Source organism: Algoriella xinjiangensis, assembly GCF_900115015.1.
Taxonomy (GTDB): domain Bacteria; phylum Bacteroidota; class Bacteroidia; order Flavobacteriales; family Weeksellaceae; genus Empedobacter; species Empedobacter xinjiangensis.
In genome coordinates, this window is the sequence record NZ_FOUZ01000010.1 from 1 (window position 1) to 21,615 (window position 21,615).

Annotated in this window: 16 protein-coding genes; 5 read left to right on the forward strand and 11 right to left on the reverse strand. The window is 30.2% G+C overall.

All coding sequences use genetic code 11. The features are described 5' to 3' along the window. Positions 1–155: 155 nt before the first annotated feature. Positions 156–1,439: an MFS transporter gene (locus BM072_RS10255; protein ID WP_092908578.1), complete on the forward strand. Its 1,284-nt coding sequence runs from the start codon at positions 156–158 to the stop codon at positions 1,437–1,439. Positions 1,440–1,462: 23 nt separating this feature from the next. Here BM072_RS10255 and BM072_RS10260 read toward each other — a convergent pair whose 3' ends face one another. Next, positions 1,463–3,847, reverse strand: coding sequence for an outer membrane beta-barrel family protein (locus BM072_RS10260; RefSeq protein ID WP_092908579.1), 2,385 nt, complete (start codon positions 3,845–3,847; stop codon positions 1,463–1,465). A gap of 156 nt (positions 3,848–4,003) precedes the next feature. Between BM072_RS10260 and BM072_RS10265 the strand changes: the two genes are divergently transcribed. Beyond that, positions 4,004–4,558, forward strand: a complete 555-nt coding sequence (locus tag BM072_RS10265; protein WP_092908580.1) for a DUF4303 domain-containing protein — start codon at positions 4,004–4,006, stop codon at positions 4,556–4,558. A 14-nt stretch (positions 4,559–4,572) separates the two neighbouring features. Here the strand turns inward: BM072_RS10265 and rpoN are convergent, their stop codons facing one another. The 9 genes from rpoN to BM072_RS10310 form a co-directional block, all read right to left on the reverse strand. Beyond that, entirely contained in the window at positions 4,573–6,045 is a 1,473-nt protein-coding gene (rpoN, locus tag BM072_RS10270; RefSeq protein WP_092908581.1) for an RNA polymerase factor sigma-54, read from the reverse strand. 82 nt (positions 6,046–6,127) lie between these two features. Then, positions 6,128–7,576 carry an asparagine--tRNA ligase gene (gene asnS / locus BM072_RS10275; protein ID WP_092908582.1) on the reverse strand — a complete coding sequence of 483 codons (1,449 nt, stop codon included), beginning with the start codon at positions 7,574–7,576 and terminating at the stop codon, positions 6,128–6,130. A 154-nt stretch (positions 7,577–7,730) separates the two neighbouring features. After that, positions 7,731–10,142, reverse strand: a complete 2,412-nt coding sequence (locus BM072_RS10280; protein ID WP_092908583.1) for a hypothetical protein — start codon at positions 10,140–10,142, stop codon at positions 7,731–7,733. A 75-nt stretch (positions 10,143–10,217) separates the two neighbouring features. Then, complete coding sequence (gene frr / locus BM072_RS10285) at positions 10,218–10,772, reverse strand: ribosome recycling factor (protein ID WP_092908584.1); 555 nt, start codon at positions 10,770–10,772, stop codon at positions 10,218–10,220. An 8-nt stretch (positions 10,773–10,780) separates the two neighbouring features. Next, positions 10,781–11,491, reverse strand: coding sequence for a UMP kinase (pyrH, locus tag BM072_RS10290; RefSeq protein WP_092908585.1), 711 nt, complete (start codon positions 11,489–11,491; stop codon positions 10,781–10,783). Positions 11,492–11,542: 51 nt separating this feature from the next. Beyond that, complete coding sequence (locus BM072_RS10295; RefSeq protein WP_092908586.1) at positions 11,543–12,310, reverse strand: TatD family hydrolase; 768 nt, start codon at positions 12,308–12,310, stop codon at positions 11,543–11,545. Beyond that, the gene (locus BM072_RS10300) at positions 12,300–13,292 is read right to left on the reverse strand and encodes a GSCFA domain-containing protein (protein ID WP_092908587.1); all 993 of its coding nucleotides are present in this window, start codon (positions 13,290–13,292) and stop codon (positions 12,300–12,302) included. The genes BM072_RS10295 and BM072_RS10300 overlap by 11 nt, the downstream gene beginning before the upstream one ends. Before the next feature lies 1 nt (position 13,293). Continuing rightward, positions 13,294–14,265: a polyprenyl synthetase family protein gene (locus BM072_RS10305; protein ID WP_092908588.1), complete on the reverse strand. Its 972-nt coding sequence runs from the start codon at positions 14,263–14,265 to the stop codon at positions 13,294–13,296. A 161-nt stretch (positions 14,266–14,426) separates the two neighbouring features. After that, positions 14,427–15,428, reverse strand: a complete 1,002-nt coding sequence (locus BM072_RS10310; RefSeq protein WP_092908589.1) for an LLM class flavin-dependent oxidoreductase — start codon at positions 15,426–15,428, stop codon at positions 14,427–14,429. Between the two features lie 368 nt (positions 15,429–15,796). Between BM072_RS10310 and BM072_RS10315 the strand changes: the two genes are divergently transcribed. Beyond that, positions 15,797–17,527 carry a tetratricopeptide repeat protein gene (locus tag BM072_RS10315; protein WP_092908590.1) on the forward strand — a complete coding sequence of 577 codons (1,731 nt, stop codon included), beginning with the start codon at positions 15,797–15,799 and terminating at the stop codon, positions 17,525–17,527. 1 nt (position 17,528) lies between these two features. Here the strand turns inward: BM072_RS10315 and BM072_RS10320 are convergent, their stop codons facing one another. Next, complete coding sequence (locus tag BM072_RS10320) at positions 17,529–19,340, reverse strand: chloride channel protein (RefSeq protein ID WP_092908591.1); 1,812 nt, start codon at positions 19,338–19,340, stop codon at positions 17,529–17,531. 340 nt (positions 19,341–19,680) lie between these two features. Between BM072_RS10320 and BM072_RS10325 the strand changes: the two genes are divergently transcribed. Next, positions 19,681–20,874, forward strand: coding sequence for an amidohydrolase (locus BM072_RS10325; RefSeq protein WP_420836347.1), 1,194 nt, complete (start codon positions 19,681–19,683; stop codon positions 20,872–20,874). 99 nt (positions 20,875–20,973) lie between these two features. Next, the gene (locus tag BM072_RS10330) at positions 20,974–21,411 is read left to right on the forward strand and encodes a DUF6265 family protein (protein WP_092908593.1); all 438 of its coding nucleotides are present in this window, start codon (positions 20,974–20,976) and stop codon (positions 21,409–21,411) included. Positions 21,412–21,615 lie beyond the last annotated feature (204 nt).

Consider the following 21,615-nt stretch of genomic DNA (forward strand, 5'->3'; position numbering starts at 1 on the left):
AAGGGGTTCTATTTTGAAAAACAACCATTTCAAGGCGGAAACTCAATGAAATGGTCCAATTTTCTATGTTGATTTTTTATTTAGGACAGGATTGACATTATATTTATTTTTCTTAAGTTTAAACCACAATACAAGCTTTTTACTATAATACTGATATGATACAAAAAGATAATCCTAAATTAACAAGAGCATGGATCTCTTATGATTGGGCAAACTCCGTTTTTTCGCTGGTAATTGCATCTGCGATTTTTCCCGTTTATTTTTCGTCTATGACGAGAGACGATAATCACGTTCCTATAAAGTTTTTAGGATTATTGCCCGAATCTGCTTTCAATTTTTCGTTAGCAATTGCATTCTTTTTTGTGATCGTTTTATCTCCCGTTTTGTCATCAATTGCTGATGTTATTGGAAATAAAATCAAATTTTTACGATTTTTCTGCTATTTAGGTGCTTTTTCTTGTATTGGAATGTTTTTCTTTACATCGACCAATTTAGTTTGGCTAGCTTTGTTATTAAATATCACGGGAAGTATCGGTTTTTGGGGAAGTTTAGTTTTTTACAACTCCTATTTACCAGAAATAGTTTCGGACGATAAAATGGACAAAATTTCCGCTTACGGTTATATGTTTGGCTACATCGGATCTGTTGTTTTATTATCTATTTGTTTAGTATTTATAATGAGTGCGCCAGAAGACAAAGTCGGTTTATATACCCGAATTAGCTTTTTGGCGACAGGAATTTGGTGGCTTGCATTTGGACAAATTGCATTAAGTAAATTACCAAATCATAAATTTGACCGAGAAATTCCAAAGAATATTATCGAATCAAGTTTTAAAAGTTTAAAACACACGTTCAAAGATTTAAATCAATACAAAAACATCCGTATATTTTTGGGTGGATTTTTCTTTTATAGTTTGGCTATGCAAACTATTTTCTTGATGGCTGCCATGTTCGGAAGTTCAGAAATAGGAATGGAAGATGGTGAATTAATCATGACTATTTTATTAATTCAGATAGAAGCCGTTATAGGTGCATGGATTTTCTCTTATCTTTCGGGAAAAATTGGTAACAAAAAAACTATTTTAATCGGTATTTTTATCTGGATAATTACGTGTATTATTGGATATTTGATTGATAAAAATGACCCAAATGTAAAAACTCAATTTTATATAATGGCCGGTATGGTTGGGCTTGTTATGGGAGGTTTACAAGCATTATCACGCTCTACTTACGCTAAATTATTACCCGAAACAGAAGATACAACAACCTATTTTAGTTTTTACGATGTTTTCGAAAAGTTTGCTTTATTTTTAGGTTTAGTTATTTACGGTTTATTAATCGAATATTCGGGCGGAATGAAATCCTCTGCCCTAGCAATGGGCGTTTCATTTGCTATTAGTTTTATCATACTTTTATTCTATAAAATGGAAAAAAAATAAAGCTCAAATTGAGCTTTATTTTTTTATAATCTATTTTTCTCCGAACTACTTTTTGATTGTTCTATATTAAATGATTTTCCGAAATTATACGTTAATCCAATACGATAAAAACGCACAGATTGTCCTGTATAAACTGTTTTTGTATCATTGCTATAACTTGTATCTTGCCAAGCTCTGTTCTTAAAAACATTATTTACATTAAACGATAATTCTAACTTTTTATCTAAAAATAATGTTCTAATACCCAATGCTGTCCACGAGGTAGCACGGCTTTTATTTAAGCCATTATTTCCTGCAGTTTTAAAAGTTGTTGTATGATTAAACAATAAGGTTTTAGCTTTATTTAATTCTAAGTTATTGGTCAATCTAAATTCACCATTAAAACCATCTAATGTGTAATTAAATTCTGGAATAATTCCTTTTGATTTTTTATAATAAATATCAATTCCGGCATTTACTTTCCACCATTTCAATAATTTGAAATTTATATTTTCACTTAAACCATAACTTTCAGAATTTACATAATTGTAAGGCATCCAATTTTGCGTTGTATGAATTGGATCAACCACAATAACTTGATCAATTTCATCAGTAGATTTACGGTAATACAAGGTCGTAATTGCCAAATCTTTGTAAGCATATTCTAATTCATAATTGTACGAATACGAAGGTTTTAAATTTGGATTTCCTTGTGCAAACGAATAAGGCGAATAAATGGTACGAAATGGATTTAATTGTCCCATTGCAGGACGATCAATTCGGCGACCAACATTTACCGAAAGTGTATGATTTTCCGCTGCTTTATACATTAAATAAGCAGTCGGAAAAAAACCATCATACTTATATTTATCATGTTGATTTTCTTGAGGCGAAAATCCCGTAGCATCTGTATTTTCATATCTTAAACCAACTTTTGCAGACCATTTCTCTGATATTTCTTTATCTACAGAAGCATAAAATGCTAAAATATTTTCGTCATAATAAAATCCATTACTTTGTTTAGCATCGTAAATTGGTGTTCCAGAACTTGTGTTATAAAACAAATTATTACTGTTATTTTTTGTCCAACTGTAACGTCCACCATAATTAAATTTCCATTTATTAATCGGATGTTCCATGTCAACATTTAAACTATAATTATTTGCTTTTTGGTCAGATAAACTTCTATTTCCTTGATACAATGAATCTATAATTTGATTTTCGGCGTCATAAAATCGGTTTGATGAAACACTTGTTGTTTTATTTTTAAAATTAACCCAATCAAAATCTACGGTCAATTTTTTACCAATCGTATCCATTTTATAAATAAAATGATAATTAAGTGTGTTGTAATTTACATCGCCATTTGTCCCTTTTCTATCATTTAAAATATAACTCAACAACTCATTGGTATCAATTGTTTTTCGCGGTGTATTTGTTTGACCAAAATTATCGTTATTTCCTTTGTAAAAATCTGCAGTAAAACCAGTTGTTATTTTATCAGAAATTTTATAATCTAAACCTAATTTTCCACCTAAATTCTTATGTTTTCCTTGATTTCTTTCTAATTCTGACCATAATTCGTTTTTATTCGTAAAATAAATATCAGAACGACCATCACTTTCAAAACGTCCAAAACCTTGAAAAATATTAGATAAAACGGTCCATTTATTTTTTCTGTAATTGAAAGATGCGCTATTGCTCAAAAAAGGTTTATTATAATGATTAAATGAAGAATTTAAAGTTCCGTTCCACGAATTTTTCTTTCCAGATTTTAATACAATATTTAAAATTCCACTATTTCCTGTTGCTTGATATTTAGCGGGCGGATTCGTTATTATTTCAATCTTTTCGATATCATCAGCGCGCAAAGTTTTTAAGTAATTTGTAAGCTGTTCGCCCGACATTTCTAACAAACGATCATCCACCATAATCCGTAAATTACTTTTCCCAATAATCGAAACAACATCATTATCTACTTTTACACGAGGCGCCAATTTAAGCAAATCTAATGCATCTCCACCCTTTGCTCCTTCCGCTAAATCAGCATTAAAAATGATTCGGTCAACTTGCTTTTCAATTAACTTTTTTTGACTTTTAACAACCGTTTCTTTCAACGAAACATTTTCTGCTTTCTGAACAATTATTAATCCTAAATCTTGGTTATTATCAAGCACAATTTCTTGCGAATGCAGCAAAACACCAACTTCCTCTACTCTAATTGTGTACGTTCCGTTGGCTAAAGTTACTGTAAAAACTCCTTTTTCGTCCGTAGAAATTTCATCAATTATTTTTCCATCTTTCAAAATAATTACATCAGCTAAAGCAATTGGCTGCTGATCTGCGTATTGCAACGTTCCTTTGTATTGTTGTTGCGCAAAAAGGATGGTTGTCGCGCAAAATAGTAGTGGGAAAAAATATTTATTCATATTAGTGGTGTTTTTTAATAGACGTCTATTTTTTTAAAATGTTACACCGATTACTATTATTTTTTAATTGACTATAAAAAATAAATAATGAATATTTTAAACTTTTTCACTACTTTTCAAGAAATTTTATAAATATTAATTTTAATTAAAAAATGAATGGATTTTAATGAATTAAAGAACAAAATAGCGCAATCAACCAAACAAGCCTTTTTAGAAATTTATACTCAAAATCCTACACAAGAAATTTACTCTTTTGCTTTATGCAATAACGATTCTACAATCGCAATTCATCCGTCTGCAAACTCAGTCGAGTTTTTAAGCCAAATTGCTGATGAAGATGATTTTAATTACTATAAATACGAACCTTCTGAATGGAAATTTGAGTACAAAGGCGCAGAAATTTTATTTAAAGAAATAAATGATTTGTGTAAAAAAGCAGTTGATTTACACGATGATGATGAAGATTGGTTTTATCAATTTCAGAATAAAATTAACGAAAAATGTATTGAAGTTTTAGAAGATTTGAAGAACGAGGATTTCTTTAGAAAAACAACAAATCAAGATTTATTTTTAACATTTTCTGTTACAGATGATGATTTTAATCCTAAAAAACAAGAGGAAATTATTACTCGATTGAATAATGATTTTTACAAAGAAGATTATTTTAAATGGATTAAATCTTGGGCAAACAATAAAAAAAGAGCTTTATAAAAAGCTCTTTTTTGTTATATTTCTTTTCTCAATCTCGCGACTGGAATGTTTAATTGTTCTCGGTATTTAGCAATTGTACGACGTGCAATTGGATAACCTTTTTCTTTTAAGATTTCTGTTAATCTTTCGTCTGTCAAAGGTTTTCGTTTGTCTTCGTCTGCAATTACATCTTGTAAAATACGCTTTATTTCGCGTGTAGAAACTTCTTCACCATCTTCGTTAGTTAATGATTCTGAGAATAAATCTTTGATTAAAAATGTACCATAAGGCGTTGTTACATATTTAGAATTTGCAACACGAGAAACGGTAGAAATATCCATACCAATACGATCCGAAATATCTTTCAAAATCATTGGTTTTATTTTCGTTTCATCTCCAGTCAAAAAATATTCTCTCTGAAATTTCATAATCGCTTCCATCGTATACAACAATGTGTTACGACGTTGTTGAACCGCATCTATAAACCATTTTGCAGAATCTAATTTCTGCTTTACAAACATAACGGCTTCTTTTTGATCGTTCGATTTTTTCTCCGTTTTTTTGTAAGTATCTAACATCTCGGCAAATGCATTCGAAATTTTAAGTTCGGGTACATTTCGTCCGTTTAGCAATAATTCTAACTCTCCATCATTAATATTAATCGTAAAATCGGGTGTAATTTGTTCGACAATTTTACTACTAGAAGAGAATGATTTTCCTGGTTTCGGATTTAATTTTTCTATTTCAGAAATGGCAGCGCGTAATTCGTCATCATTAACGTCATACTTTGCCATTAATTTTGAATAATGTTTTTTAGTAAAAGCATCAAATGATTCGGAAATTAGTTTTTCGGCTAATTCTACTGCTTCTGTTACAACTTTATTTTCTAATTGAATCAATAGACATTCTTGCAAATTTCTTGCGCCTACACCTACCGGATCCATATGTTGAATGTAATTAACCAACAAATTTTCAACTTCTTCTGGCGATACATAAATGTTTTGCGTAAAAGCCAAATCATCTACCAACGATTTTACTTCGCGGCGCATATAACCGTCATCATCAATATTACCAAGTATAAATTCGGCAATCTGAAATTGTTGTTCTGTTAATCTATAGGTGTTTAATTGTCCTCTCAAATACTCGATAAAACTTTCGCCTTGCGCATAAGGTACAGATTTATCTTCGTCATCATCACTGTAATTATTTGTGTATGTTTTGTAGTTTGGTACATCATCATCGCTCAAATAATCATCAATATTGATATCTCCGGTATCTATAACTTGCTCATCACCATATTCATCATTCTGATTATCCCATTCATCCTGCTCATTACCATATTCGTCATCATATTCAGAAGATTGATCATCCAAAGCAGGGTTTTCTTCCAACTCTTCCTTCACGCGTTGTTCAAAAGCAACCGTAGGAAGTTGAACCAACTTCATTAATTGGATTTGTTGTGGTGATAGTTTTTGTTGTAATTTAAAATTTAATTCCTGCTTTAACATAGTATGGTTTTTATGGCTTATAAAAAAACGGATTTACCTTAAATATACAAAATTTAAGCGTAAATCCGAACAAATATTTTGATTAAAATTCTGCGTTATTAGGCGTTCTTGGGAAAGGAATTACGTCGCGTATATTTCCCATTCCTGTTACAAATAATACTAAACGCTCTAATCCTAAACCGAAACCAGAATGAGGCACAGTTCCGAAACGTCTTGTGTCGCGGTACCACCATAATTCTTCTGGATCAATTCCGAATTTCGCCATTTTTTCGTCTAAAACATCTAAACGCTCTTCACGTTGAGAACCTCCAATTATTTCTCCAATTCCTGGGAATAAAACGTCCATTGCTCTTACTGTTTTTCCATCATCATTCATACGCATGTAAAATGCTTTGATTTCTGCTGGATAATCAAATAAAATAACGGGTGTTTTAAAGTGTTTTTCTACTAAATAACGTTCGTGTTCCGATTGTAAATCTGTTCCCCAACCTTCAATTGGATATTTAAATTTACCTTTTTTATTTGGTTTAGATTCTTTTAAGATATCAATTGCTTCTGTATAGCTTAAACGAATAAATTTATTATTTAAAACATACTCCAAACGTTCCATTAATCCTAATTCTGAACGTTCTGCTTCTGGTTTTTGTTTTTGTTCTTTATCAAAACGTTCTGCTAAGAATTTTAAATCATCTTTACAGTTTTCCATTGCATAAGAAATCACATATTTCATGAAATCTTCTGCTAAATCCATATTTTGATCAAGATTAAAGAAAGCAATTTCTGGCTCTATCATCCAAAACTCGGCTAAGTGACGAGAAGTGTTCGAGTTTTCTGCACGGAAAGTTGGTCCAAATGTATAAATTTTACCCAATCCCATTGCTGCAGTTTCTCCTTCTAATTGTCCCGAAACCGTTAAGTTAGTTGCTTTACCAAAAAAGTCTTGTGTATAATCTACTTTTCCTTCTTCGTTTTTAGGTAAATTTTCTAAATCAAGATTTGTTACATGAAACATTTCTCCAGCACCTTCGGCGTCAGATCCTGTAACAATTGGTGTATTGATGTAAACAAATCCGTTTTCGTTAAAATACTTGTGAATACCGAACATTAACGAGTTACGAACACGCATAATTGCACCAAACATGTTGGTACGAAAACGTAAATGAGCCTGCTCGCGTAGAATTTCTAAACTATGTTGCTTTGGCTGTAAAATAGTTCCTTTTAACTCTTCTGAAGGTGCAGTTCCTAAAATTTTAATTTCTTTAGCTACAATTTCAATATCTTGTCCAGCGCCTTCACTTTCTACAACTTCACCTTTAATTCTTAACGAAGCTGCTGTAGAAATTTGTTTTATAATTGACTCGTCAAAATTCTCAAAATTTACTACTATCTGAATATTATTTATAGTTGAACCGTCATTTAAAGCGATGAAACGATTACTTCTGAATGATCTTACCCATCCATTTACAACTACTTCTTGTAGTAACAAATCTTTGCCTTTTTCTAATAAGGCTTTAATTCCGTACGATTGCATAATTTTTTAATTTATCCTTACAAATTTAGTTAATATTCTATCTTATAAAAATTATAGGCACAATTTTTGCGAATAAATTTACACAAAATCAAAAATCCTTTACAATTTCAATGAAACGGTAAAGGATTTTTAATTTTAGTTTATTTTTTAAACTTTATAAAAAGTTAAGATTTACGGTTAACTTCAAATAAAAATTATCTTGAAATTTATCTTCCGAATAAGCGCCTAAACGATAAAAAGCACCAAATCCAAATGATTTGAATAAAATATTATTTACTTCGACACCTGTTTCGTGGTAATAATTATTTAGCGTTTTGAAGTTTAAATTTTGATGATCTTCCTTATTTTTTAAATCACCTAAAACTCCGCGATACACAAATTGTGGAAAAATAATTTTTTGACCAACTTTTACACCTGCAAAAATATGTTTCACTTGAAAAGAAACAAATCTGTCCGAATAAAATTCTCCTGGACGCATAGTCTCAAAGTTCGTAACTCCACCTACTCCAAAGTTTGCAAAATCGTTTCGTTTTGCATTTCCCTGACCTTCAAATAAATTCATCAAAGGCATTTTTCCTTCAACCCAACCACCGTTGATATTGAAATTTGTTTTACCAACGCGCGTATCAAAAACATCAAAATAAGAAACATTTAAACGAATTGGTTCATAACCAGAATCAAAAACATCCCAATATTTTTTTAGCGTTGCATAAAACACAGATTTACCACTATTCACCGTTACTTTACCATAAGGTGTGCGAATAAATTTGTCTTTTGGCGCATAACGAATAGCTATTTGCGTATTATACAAATCGTACCAACCGTCAAAATTTTCATAAGTATAATCAAATTCTGCGTGTTGTTTTTCGTAATTTAATGAAACATTAAACGTTACATTTTTGAAAATATCTTGTTCATATCCAGCCGAATATTTTTTGTAAGAAAAATATTCTTGGTTATAAATATTGCTAAAAGCACCGTTTATTAAACGCGTATAATTAGATTGTAAAACAATTGGTGTTTTACCAGAAGCGGAAACATCTTGCGAATATTTGGCAAACAAACGCCCTGAATATGGTTTATTCACAAAATAATCTCCACCAAAACCAAACTTAAATGTTTCGTCTTTAAAACCATAAGCAGAATAAGCGTTTAACGAATATTTTTCGCTCCAATTTTCGTTGGTGTTAAATGCTGCACCTAATCTAAAACCTTCGTAATCATTAAAAGCCAATATCTTTGTCAAATCTAAATCAACTTTTCCTAAAGATAATTTTCCGCCAGAATTAATGATTCGCATCAATTTCATTTGGCGATCTAACTTATATTTTTGTCCAAGACTGTCAATTGCCTCGTAAGTGTGTCTTTCTTTGTTTGATAAAGTAGAATCTCTGTAATTTTGCATTACATTGTCCCATTTATTTTCGTTTAAATTACTGTACGCAATTTCGTCTTCGTAGCCTAAAAATTCTTTTCTTTTGAAATGTGCTGGATTTTGAATGTCTTTGAAAGTTGTTTCTAAATTGATCCAAATTTTTTCTTTTTTATCAATAAAATCATCGCCTGCTAATTTTTCTGTAAACTTAAAATTACCAGCTTCCATTCGGTATTTTTGTTGATTCGGAATCCAAGTTCCGTTATTCAATTTCCAATCTGCTTCTAACTCTGCAACATAATTTGAGCTTGTATTTTCTGCTTCAAATTTGATTAAAGCATTCGTTTTATCATCAAACCAAAGTGTTCCTTTTATTTGTCTTTTATCTGTTTTTACTGACGGAAAAAAACTAACAATCGCTACTTGACGATCATCCATAAGAATATCTTCTTTAAAACCATAACGATAATGCGATAAACCTTCGCGGCTAACTGGATTTATAATTCCTTTGAAGAAAAAATTAATTTTATCTTGATCGTAATTAAAAGCAATCGGCTGCATCGCAAGATATTCGTACAAAGGCGAACGAATTCCGGAAATACGAGAAGATTGTACAATATTTTTTAAGCCTAATCTTTTCGAAATTTTGTGATCCATTGCACGTTCTCCAAAAAATAAATGACTATTTTCTATCAATTTTTTCCATTGATTAGAAACCGAATCTTTGTGATTTTTGGGTTGAATGATATACGGAATTGAATCGTTATTTACTGTACTCCAAAATTTTGTATAGGATTTTAGGAAAATATTTCCACCATTTCGGATAGAATTTTTGGATTGATTTTTAATGGCTTTGATAATTATATTTCGACCAACAGAATCGTTTGCTGTAAATGTAACCTCATCCAAAGCAATGTAAGAAGGTTTCATCATAATTTCGACCAACTTTTTACCTTCCGTTTGTATTGTTTCAGAAAAATAGCCATTTTTAATAATGTCTATAAAATGAATTGAATCGTTAATATCCAATTCTCCTACTTCGTCCGTTTGACCAAGAAATTGTTTTGTATCGTCGTAGATATTGGCTCCCGTTAAACGAAATTCGTCTTGCGCATCATAAACTCTTACTTTAATTTGAGCGAATGTGGCAAGTGAAATACAGAAGTTTAAAAAGAATAGATACTTTTTCATTTTTAGAAATTAATTATGCAAATAAATAAAAAAAGCAGCGAAACGCTGCCTTAAAAAATATATTTTTTTGAAAGATTACACTTTCATGATTTCTCCTTCTTTTTTAGTTAAAGCTTCTTCTAATTTTTTAGAATATTTATCTGTTAAACCTTGAACGCGTGTTTCGTAGTCTTTTACCATATCTTCTGAAGCTTCTTTTACGTTTTTAAGTGCTGTATTGGCGTCTTTACGTGCATTACGAAGAGATACTTTTGCATGCTCCATATCTGCTTTTGCCATTTTTACTAACTCTTTACGACGTTCTTCTGTAACCGGTGGAATACTGATAATGATTGTATCTCCGTTGTTAGAAGGTGCAAAACCTAAATTCGCATTGATAATTGCTTTCTCAATCTCGTAGATTAAATTCTTTTCCCATGGTTGAACACTTATCGTCATTGCGTCTGGTGTATTAACATTTGCAATTTGACTTAACGGTGTTAAACTTCCGTAATAATCAACACGAACTGAATTTAACATTGCAGGAGATGCTTTACCTGCTCTTAATTTGTCAAATGCAACTTCTAGGTGATCCACAGTGCCTTGCATTTGCTCTTTAGCTGTTTCTAAGATTAAATCTAATTCTTCCATTTTGGGATTTAATTATTTGTTACTAGAGTTCCTACGTTTTCTCCTAATATTAATTTTCTTAAGTTACCTTGTGTATTCATATCAAATACAATAATAGGTAAATTATTCTCTTCACTCAAAGTAAAAGCTGTCATATCCATTACTTTTAAGTTTTTATCGTAAACTTCTTGATAAGAAATTGTTTCAAATTTTTCTGCGTCTGGATTTTTTTCTGGATCAGCAGTATAAATACCATCAACACGAGTTCCTTTTAAAATAACATCTGCTTGTGTTTCAATTGCTCTTAAAACGGCTGCTGTATCTGTTGTAAAATAAGGATTTCCTGTACCTGCACCAAAAATAACCACTCTACCTTTTTCTAAATGACGAGTTGCTCTTCTTTTGATAAATGGTTCTGCGATTTGCTCCATACGAATAGCCGTTTGTAAACGCGTATTAACGCCAGCATCTTCTAAAGCACCTTGCAAAGCCATACTGTTAATTACAGTTGCTAACATTCCCATATAATCACCTTGTACGCGATCCATACCAGAAGCAACACCCTGAACTCCTCTAAAAATATTACCACCACCAATTACAATTGCCACTTCGCAACCTAATTCTGCTACTTCTTTTATCTGTTGTGCATATTGTTTCAGCATACTTGGATCAATACCATATTGTAAATCTCCCATTAATGCCTCTCCACTCAATTTTAGTAATATTCTTTTGTATTTCATTTTATCCAAAGGTTTTCTTTTGCAAATATAATTTTTCTATTCTGATTTATCCTAACGTTCAAAAATGTCTAATGCATTTTTTGTTGTAATTGCTGCAATTTCTTTTGGTGAAAGATGATAAACATCTACCAATTTATCGCAAACGTATGTTAAATAACTACTTTCGTTTCGTTTTCCTCTAAACGGAACTGGAGCTAAATATGGCGAATCTGTCTCTAAAACGATGTTTTTGATATCAAATTCTCCTAAAAATTGATCAATTTTACCATTTTTGAAGGTTACAACTCCACCAATTCCTAGTTTAAGATTAAAATCTATCGCGCGTTGTGCATCTTCTTTTGTTCCCGAAAAACAATGAAAAATTCCGAAAAGTTTCTCATCTTTTACTTCTTCCAAAACATCAAAAACTTCGTTAAAAGCATCGCGACAATGAATCACAATTGGAAGATTTTTTTCTTTTGCCCACTCTATTTGTGTTTTAAAAGCATCTTGTTGCGTCTGCAAATGGTCTTTTTCCCAATACAAATCAATTCCAATTTCACCAATCGCTTTAAATGGACGTTTATCAATCCATTCTTTTACATGATTTAGTTCTTCTGAAATTGTATCAGGATTTACCGAACATGGATGCAAACCCATCATCGCAAACATTTCGTTTGGATAATTTGCTTCTAAAGCTAACATTTTGTCCGTATAACTTTTGTCTATTGCAGGCAAATAAAAACGTTCAACACCGTTATTTATCGCTCTTGCAATTACCTCATCTATATCATTTTCAAATTGCTCCGAATATAAATGTGTATGTGTATCAATTAACATGATTTAATTTTGATTTGAAATGTTCGATTTCTTGCTGATAATCCAAATTTGGATTAGCTTTTACCAAATCTTGCATTTGTTTTATACAATTCGAAATAAATTTTTGATGCGAAATCGATTCTTCGTTAAATGGACGATGATTGATTGCCGTAGTAATTTTTTCGATTTGTTTATTTATTTGTTGTGTTTCTGGTGTAAAATATGCCGAAGCAAATTTTTCCCAAATATAATTTACCGCTTGTTTATTTGGATGCAATAAATCGTCGGCATAAAAACGATAATCACGTAAATCATCCATCATCAATTCGTACGACGGAAAATAATTTACTTGGTCAAAATTCATTGTTACTTCGTATAAAGCACTCAATAATTTAGCTTTGCTTACATTATTTTCAATCATTCCGTCTTTTAAATGACGAACCGGACTTACCGTTACAATTATTTTGGCATTTGGTGCCATTTCTGTAATCATGTCCAACGAATTGTGCAAGGATGTTTTTATTTGTTGTTCCGTTAATAAAACCTTGTCAAAATGCTTTGCTGGCACTTTATGACAATTTGCAACAACCAAATTAAGTTCCTTTATTTTATACACCCAAGACGTACCAAGTGTAATAAAAACGACATCTGCATTTGTAAGAAAATCATGTGCTTTTACCAAAGCATTATTCACGTTTTCTAGTGTTTCTTCTGCCGAAATAGAATTAAAACTTGAATGATGATCCCAATTAAAAAATAGTTCGTCTAAATTAGAAATCTCCTCTTCAACATACAAAGTTTTGGCTTGTATACGCTGCAAAGCATTTTCTATAGCCAAAGGATGAAATAAAATTCCGAATGGATTTGCAAGAACATTAAATTTTAAATTAAGCAAACGATCAGCCATTTCTTCCGCGAAACACGAACCGAAACTGACAATTTTTTGATGATGATTGATCAAAAAATCGCTTTGATTAATTGTTAATTCTGTCCTGAAATTCATCTTATCCTTGACGATCAATTAAAAATTCGCTCAATTCTCTTAAATGACTTTTACGTTCTTCTGGAACATCAATTTGATCTAAGAAACTGTGCGCTTTATTTGTATATTCTCTAATTAACATTGATAATTTGCGGTTTACATTTAATTTTCTAAATAAATTTTCTACTGCATATATTTTATCGACATTGTCTGTATTAGAGCTATACCAATATAATAATTCTTCTTTTTCTTCTTCGTTTGCTGCTTCTAATGCAGAAATATAAAGTATGGTTTTCTTGTTCTCAAAAATATCACCCGCATGTTTTTTACCTAAATGTTCTAAACTTCCGAAAACATCTAAATAATCATCTTTTAATTGATATGCAATTCCAAGATTTAAACCATATTGATACAACGCATCCGAATCTTTCTCCGAAGCATCACCAACTAAAGCACCTAATTTTAGAGCAGTTCCTAATAAAACTCCCGTTTTTAAAGAAATCATTTTAATATAATCTTCGTACGAAACATTTACTTTCGTTTCGTAATTCACATCATATTGTTGTCCTTCGCAAACTTCTAAAGCTGTTTTAGAAAATAATTGTGTTGTTTTTTTGAATAATTCGGGCTCTAAATCTTCTAAAAATTGATACGCTTTTATCAACATTGCATCACCAGAAAGAATTGCCGTATTAGTTCCAAATTTTTCGTGAACCGTTGGTTTACTTCTTCTTAACGACGCATTATCCATAATATCATCATGCATTAACGAGAAATTATGAAAAAATTCTATTGCTAATGATGGTTTTAAAGCTTTTTTAATATCACCTCCAAATAAATCTGTACCTAACAAAACGATAATTGGACGAATGCGTTTACCTCCGATATTTAAAATATAATCCATCGGTTCGTATAATTCGTTTGGCGATTTAGAAAATGGATTTTCATCGATTGTTTGCGCAACTAATTCGTGAAATTTATCAAATGAGTACATAATTTTATATGATTTTTTTAGTAGTGACAAAGATAAGTTTTTAGGTTTAATCAAAAAATTTAAACGATTGAATCTTGCTGAAAGACGTAAATATTTTGGTTACAAAAAAACGTTTAGAAAATAATTCTCTAAACGTTTTTGTATTTTAATGATTTAATCAATTAGTTTCCAAAAATTTCGCTAATGATTTTATAGTTTCTTCGTTTCGCTTTTTGATCAAAAATATTTGACGAAGCCATAATTTCGTTCACCTTCGATTCAAAAATAAATTCCTGAAAACTTTGCGTCAATGTATTTTTACAGCCAATAAACGATAAAGCCGTCATGCCTTTCAACATATATTTTTGTTCGGGCGAAGCCAATTCTAAATTTGTGTTTTCTGGCGCTACAATTGGTTGGCGTTTATCTGTAATAATATTTAAAAAACCTTGGTACATCGACATCGACAAATAATGTGCTTGTTCGTCTGTATCTGCCGCAATAATATTGACGCACGCAATGGTATATGGCTTATCCAGATACTTTGATGGTTGAAATTGCGAACGATAAATTTCCACAGCTTGATGAAATTGTTGTGGTGCAAAATGTCCTGCAAATGCATAAGGCAATCCTAATTTTGCAGCTAAAAAAGCAGAATCTGTACTTGATCCTAATATATAAATTGGCACATTTGCGCCTTCTCCTGGAAAAGCACGAACTTTACTGTCTTTGTTTTCTTCACTAAAAAAAGTTTGCAAACTTTCTATCTCTTCCTCAAAATTATAATTCATAAAATTATCACCACGACGAAGTATAGCTGCTGTTAATTGATCGGTTCCTGGTGCGCGTCCCAATCCTAAATCTATACGATTTGGATATAAAGCCTCCAAAGTTCCAAATTGTTCGGCAATGGATAAAGCCGTATGATTGGGTAACATTATACCACCCGAACCAACTTTGATTCGCGAAGTTCCGCCTGCTACATATCCTATTAAAAGCGATGTTGCAGCGCTGGCAACATTTTGCATATTGTGATGTTCTGATAACCAATAGCGAGAAAAACCTAATTCATCAACAAATCGTGCTGAATCTAACGTATTTTTAAAAGTTTCGTTTAATGTTTCTCCTTCTCTCACATAAGCTAAATCTAAAACTGAATAGTTTGTTTTTTTTAGTCTCTCCATTTCTTTCTATTATTCTACTAAATTACGAAGAAAAATCAGTTAAAATTTAACACAAAAAGAAATTCTCTAAAAGAAGGCTTTCCTTTAGAGAATGAAAATTAAATTGAGTAATTTAACTTATAAATAGGTTTAGGTAGTTACGAGAGTGTATTAGTTGTAATAGTTATTAGTTGTTTAGTAATCTTTTATTTTACTGAGTCAAAATTATTACAACTTCAAAAAAAAATCAAATTTATGGGGTGGACATCGGGGTGGACATTTCACAAACAACTAATAAACAAACAAATACACTTTATTTTTTACTAATAATATTCCGATAATAATTTAAAGTTAATCGTTAAAATTGCTCTATATTTGAAAAAAAATATATGCTCAAAACTTATATTTACTTTTTAATTTCAATTTTAGCATTCATTTTCGTTACTTCTTTTAGTCAAAAAAATACAGAAGAAGACATGATTATGTTAGAATATGTCATCAACCAAAATAAAGAAGTAAATGATTCTGTAGTTTTAAAAAACAATTTTGAGAAATTAAATAGCACTTCAAATTCTTATCTTAAAAAAAATATTGATGCAATTTATTTTATTTATTTAGCCGAAATATATTCGGAGCAGTTTGATAAAGTAAACCCAAAAAGTAATCAATTGTATGCGAAAGCGAATAAAATAGTGAAAGAACTAGAAAATCCTGGTTTACTAATTTGGCTTCATACAAAATTTGGTTTTTACTATTATAAATATAGCGAATATCAAAAAGCTTTTCCTCATTTTATGTATGCTTCGCGCCTTTTAGATACAACAGATCGTTCAAAAATTATTCAGAAAAGTAATGTCTATAAACTGAATGCCTATTTTTTTGGAAATGTTGGTGATGTCGAAAAAAGCAAAAATTATTTAAAACTAGCTTTAGAATACACCAATAATTTTGATAAAGAATATGGAAATATTTTAAACGGTTTAGGCACGCTGTATTACGAAAATAAAAATTACAACAACGCTAAACATTATTTTGAATTAACGAAAATATCTGCACAAAAAAATAACGATCAAATAAGATATGCAAAAGCATTGGGAGATTTAGCCTTGATTTATTGTCACAATAAAGATTTTGATAAAGCAATTGATTACCTAAAAACTGATATTGAGATTTCTGAAAAAGAAAAAGACGAAAGAAATGTAATGTTTGCAAATATACGTTTGGGGAAAATTTATTTAAATCAAAATGATGTTGCAGCAGCTAAAAAAACAATTAAATTGGCTGAAGAATATGCTTCGACAAAAGATTATTTAAAAAGTTTCGAATTAGAAATTAATACAACACTTCTAGAAATTGCAATAAAAGAAAATGATTCGCAAGAAGAATTAAGGTTAAGACGAAAATTAAGCGATATTGAATCTCATTTAGAAAAAACAGACGGAAAAACGATTATTGATCAAATAAATTGGGACATTCAGAAAAAGAATTTTGATTATAAATTTGAAGCTGAACAACAAAAATTAGAGAAAAGTAAATTATTAAAAAATGCTTTAATTATTATCATTTCTTTGTTAGCTTTTGCTATTTTACTCGTTTTTGTTGCTTTTAGACGAAAAATGAAGATTAAAAATTCTGATTACGAAAACAAAGTTTTATCGCTTCAATTAGAAAAATTAAAATCAGAAAATAAGCTAAATTATACCACAAAAACATTAGAAGATTACAAAGCATATTTGTCTGAAAAAAACCAACAAATTGATACTTTAAATAAAGAAATCAATCAAATTCAGAATTCAAATAGCCATCATATTGAAGCTAAAAAAGGAGAATTACACAAATTATTATCTTCACATTTGATGACCGAAGAAAATTGGAATAATTTTAAAGAATTGTTTATTAAAGAACAAGCCGATTATTACAACTTTTTGACAACCAATTTTCCAAATCTGACCAATTCTAATTTAAGAATCATTTTTTTACAAAAACTTGGTTTAAACAACACAGAAATTGCTCATTTATTAGGAATTACATTAGATGCCGTAAAAAAAGCAAAACAACGTTTGAAGAAAAAATATGAGAATTATGATACTTTATTTCAAGAAAATTCTGTTGATGACTAACCTACTCTATTCGTAATTTTTTCAGGTTATCGCGGTAATGTTCTAGCAACAAACTTTCGGTTACATAACCCATAAATTTATTTTCTTTGGTCAATAAAACGTAATCCGTTTTCTTTTCTTCCATCAATTTTATCACTTTTGTTGCATTTGCAAAAACAGATAAAGTTGGTGCTTGCGTAATACATTCAGCATAACTTTTATCCGACGCAGCATCTTTAAAAATAAATGGTCGAACATAATCCAAATCAATTATACCATTTATCGTTTGATCTTCGTTAAGAACTGGAATAAAATATTGTGTTGTGGTTGAAAAAATTTCTTTTATATCAGCAATCGAATTATCTAGATTTAATGTTTTTATATTTTTAATGTAAATCTCAAACAAATCAATTTTATTCAGTAAATTTTGATCTTTGTCTGATGTAAAAACCATTCCTTTATCGGCTATTGTATATATATCCATCGAATATTTATCGTAACGTTTTGCAATAGCAAAACTAATTGACGAAACTAACATTAATGGAATAATTAAACCATAACCACCCGTAATTTCTGCAATTAAGAAAATTGCCGTTAGCGGTGCATGAAATAATCCGCTTAATAATGCAGCCATTCCTACCACTGTAAAATTACCTACTGGCACTTCTTTAAAACCTAATAAATTTATAAATTTTGCAACTACGTAACCTAAATAAGATCCGACAAAAAGTGATGGCGCAAAATTTCCTCCATTTCCTCCACTACCCAATGTTAAACCTGTTGCTATGGATTTTATTAACATAGTTACAGTTACAAATCCTAAAATAACCCATTGATTTGTTTTAAAAGACTCTAATAATGAATTGTTTAAAATAAAACCAGCTTCGTCGTTTGCTAGATATTTTATTCCATCAAAACCTTCTCCAAATAATGTAGGAAAAAAGAATATCAATATAGCTAAAAGACCAGATCCTACAATTGCTCGCCAATAAACATTTTTGGAAAAACTACCGATTTTATGTTCAATTTTCCGAAATAATCTTGCATGATAAACCGATACAAAACCTGCTAAAATTCCTAATAAAATATAAAAAATTGTATTGTGATAATCAAAACCAAGCGCATATCGAAAAGAAAGTAACATGCTCTTATTTAGCGTAAGATTAGCAATTAAAGCGCCAGTTGCTGATGATAACAACAATGGAATAAAAGCAGTAACACTCATATCTGCCAAAATAACTTCTATCGCAAACAAAACTCCCGCAATTGGTGCATTAAAAGCCGTTGCAATACCCGCTGCAACACCACAAGCCAATAACAAAGTTCTGTCTTTGTATTTAAAACGATAATATTGTGCATAATTAGAACCAAATGCTGCACCCGTTATTGTAATTGGCGATTCTAAACCCGCAGAACCCCCCATACCAACGGTTAACGAACTTGTTATAATTTGCGCATACATTTGCTTTTTAGGCATTATACCCGATTTTTTAGCAACTGCAATCATAATTTGGGCCGTTCCTTTTTCTATTGATCCGTCTAAAAATTTTTGAACAACCAATACAGTTAATAAAATACCGATAATTGGTAGAATACTAGTCACATAAGGAAGTTTTAAAAGACTACTTACATGTAGTGTAAATTCTAAAACACTATGGGCAAAAGTTTTTAAAACGATTACCGCCAAAGCAGATGAAATTGCAACTAAAATACATGATAAATACAAAAATTGTCTTTCTGATAAAACTAATTTTAATAGATTTAACAGATTCTGGAAAAAATTAAAAAACCTTTTGATGTATTGAAAAAAATTGTACTTCTTTGATAGTTGCATTCTGCAAAATTAATGGACAGTTTTCCAATACAAGAATTATACCTTAACTATTTTTACTGATATATTCTCGAAGTTTTTTTCTGATTTTGGTTTATATTATTTTAAAATTGATTCAAAAACTAATAAATTTTACAAGTAGTGTTATAAAACGTACAATATTATTCGGTTTAATGCGCTTATTTTTGCTTTAAACATTCAAAACATGGATAACTCAAATCATATATCTCGAAAAGATTTTATCAAAAATTCTGCTTTAGCAATGGCAGGTTTAAGTTTAATGCCGAGTATTGCAACTGCATCAACACTTGTTGATTCGATAAATACAAGTTCTTTTAAAAAAATGAAATTCAAAAATGTAAAATTAGAAACTGGATTCGAGTATGAAGAAGGTGAAGTAATCGCAACAAAAACTGGTTTATTTTGTATTGAAATAGAAAATGGTAAAATCAGTAAAATTTCTGTAAACGAACCAAATTCTAATGCAATTGATGCAAAAAGTTATTTGATGTTGCCTGCTTTTAAAGATATGCACATTCATTTGGACAAAACTTTTTATGGTGATAAATGGCAAGCAGTTCGTAAAAGAAAAGGCGGCGTAAAAGGAATGATTGCTTTAGAGCAACAGATTTTACCTGAAATATTAAAAAATTCGACGGAGAAAGCCGAAAAATTAATTGAACTTTTACAATCAAAAGGAACTTATTTTGCGCGCAGTCATGTAAATATTGATCCAACTGCAAAATTAGATGCACTAAAAAATCTTCAGAAAGCAATTGATAATAAGAAAAATAGTTTTGGAACTGAATTAGTCGCTTTTCCACAACATGGTGTTTATTATACAGATTCTGTCCCTTATTTACAAGAAGCTGCTAAAATGGATATTGATTTTATTGGAGGAGTTGATCCATTTTCTATTGATGGAGCAATCGAAAAAACAATGGATTTTACAGTTCAATTGGCCTTAGATAATAAAAAAGGAATTGATATACATTTGCACGAATCTGGAGAATCTGGTCTAAAAACGATTGAATATTTGATTGATAAAGTGAATGAAAATCCTGTATTAAAAGAAAAAACTTATGTTAGTCATGCTTTTGTTTTAGGAAAATTAGAAAAACCAAAACAAGAAGAAATTGCAGAAAAATTGGCCAATGCAAAAGTTGGTATTGTTTCTACAATTCCGTTTGGCGGTTTGATTATGCCAATCCCTACTTTATACAAATATAATGTAGAAGTTATGACGGGTAACGATAGTATTGTGGATCATTGGAATACGTTTGGATCAGGAAGTGTTCTACAAAAAACAAATTTAATGGCGCAATTATATGGTTATTCAACAGAGTTTTTACTGTCTCGCGCACTAAAATTAGCAACTGTAAATGTGCTTCCTTTAGATGATAATGGAAAACAACAATGGCCAAAAGTTAACGATCAAGCAAATTTAGTTTTTGTAGATGCAAGTTGTTCGGCAGAAGCTGTATCTCGAATTTCGGACGTAAAATCGTTGGTTTACAACGGGAATATCGTTTATTAAATACATAAATTTAAAACCATTTAGTTGACATTTAGCTAAATGGTTTTTAATTATCTATAGATTTTTTCATTAAATTTAAACTTCTTTAAAATCCAACTAATGAAAAATATTATTTATATCCTTTTCTGTTTTATTATTTTTTCGGCTTGTAAAAGCAATCAACAAAATTTTGACTTTTTAATTGGAAATTGGACTCGTACCAATGAAAAAGCAGGAAAAATGACTTTCGAGAATTGGAAAAAAGAAAATCATACAACTTATCTTGGACATAGTTTTACGCTAAAAAATAATGATACAATTTGGCAAGAATACACAACTTTAATCAAAGAAAATGACAAATGGTTTTATAAAGTAAAAATGAATCACGAAACATCTTCTACCGATTTTACTTTGATTGAATTTGGTGAAAATAAATTTTCTGTAGAAAATCAACAAAATGATTTTCCAAAAGTTATTAAATATTGGATGGATAAAAATCTTTTAATGGCAGAAATAACTGATGGAAAAACAACTATCCCATTTCAGTTTAAGAAATAATCAAGTTGATGTCTTAACAAATTTTTCAGATATAAATTTTACTTCCTTCAAAAAATAGTCCTTCTATTTATCTTTAAATCATTAATAAATAGAAAGATAAATAAAATTTACTACAACTTAATACAACGAATTTACTTTAAATCACTAGAATTAGAAAAGCTAATAAAACACTGATTAACAATGTTTTGTGCTTTTAAAAAACAG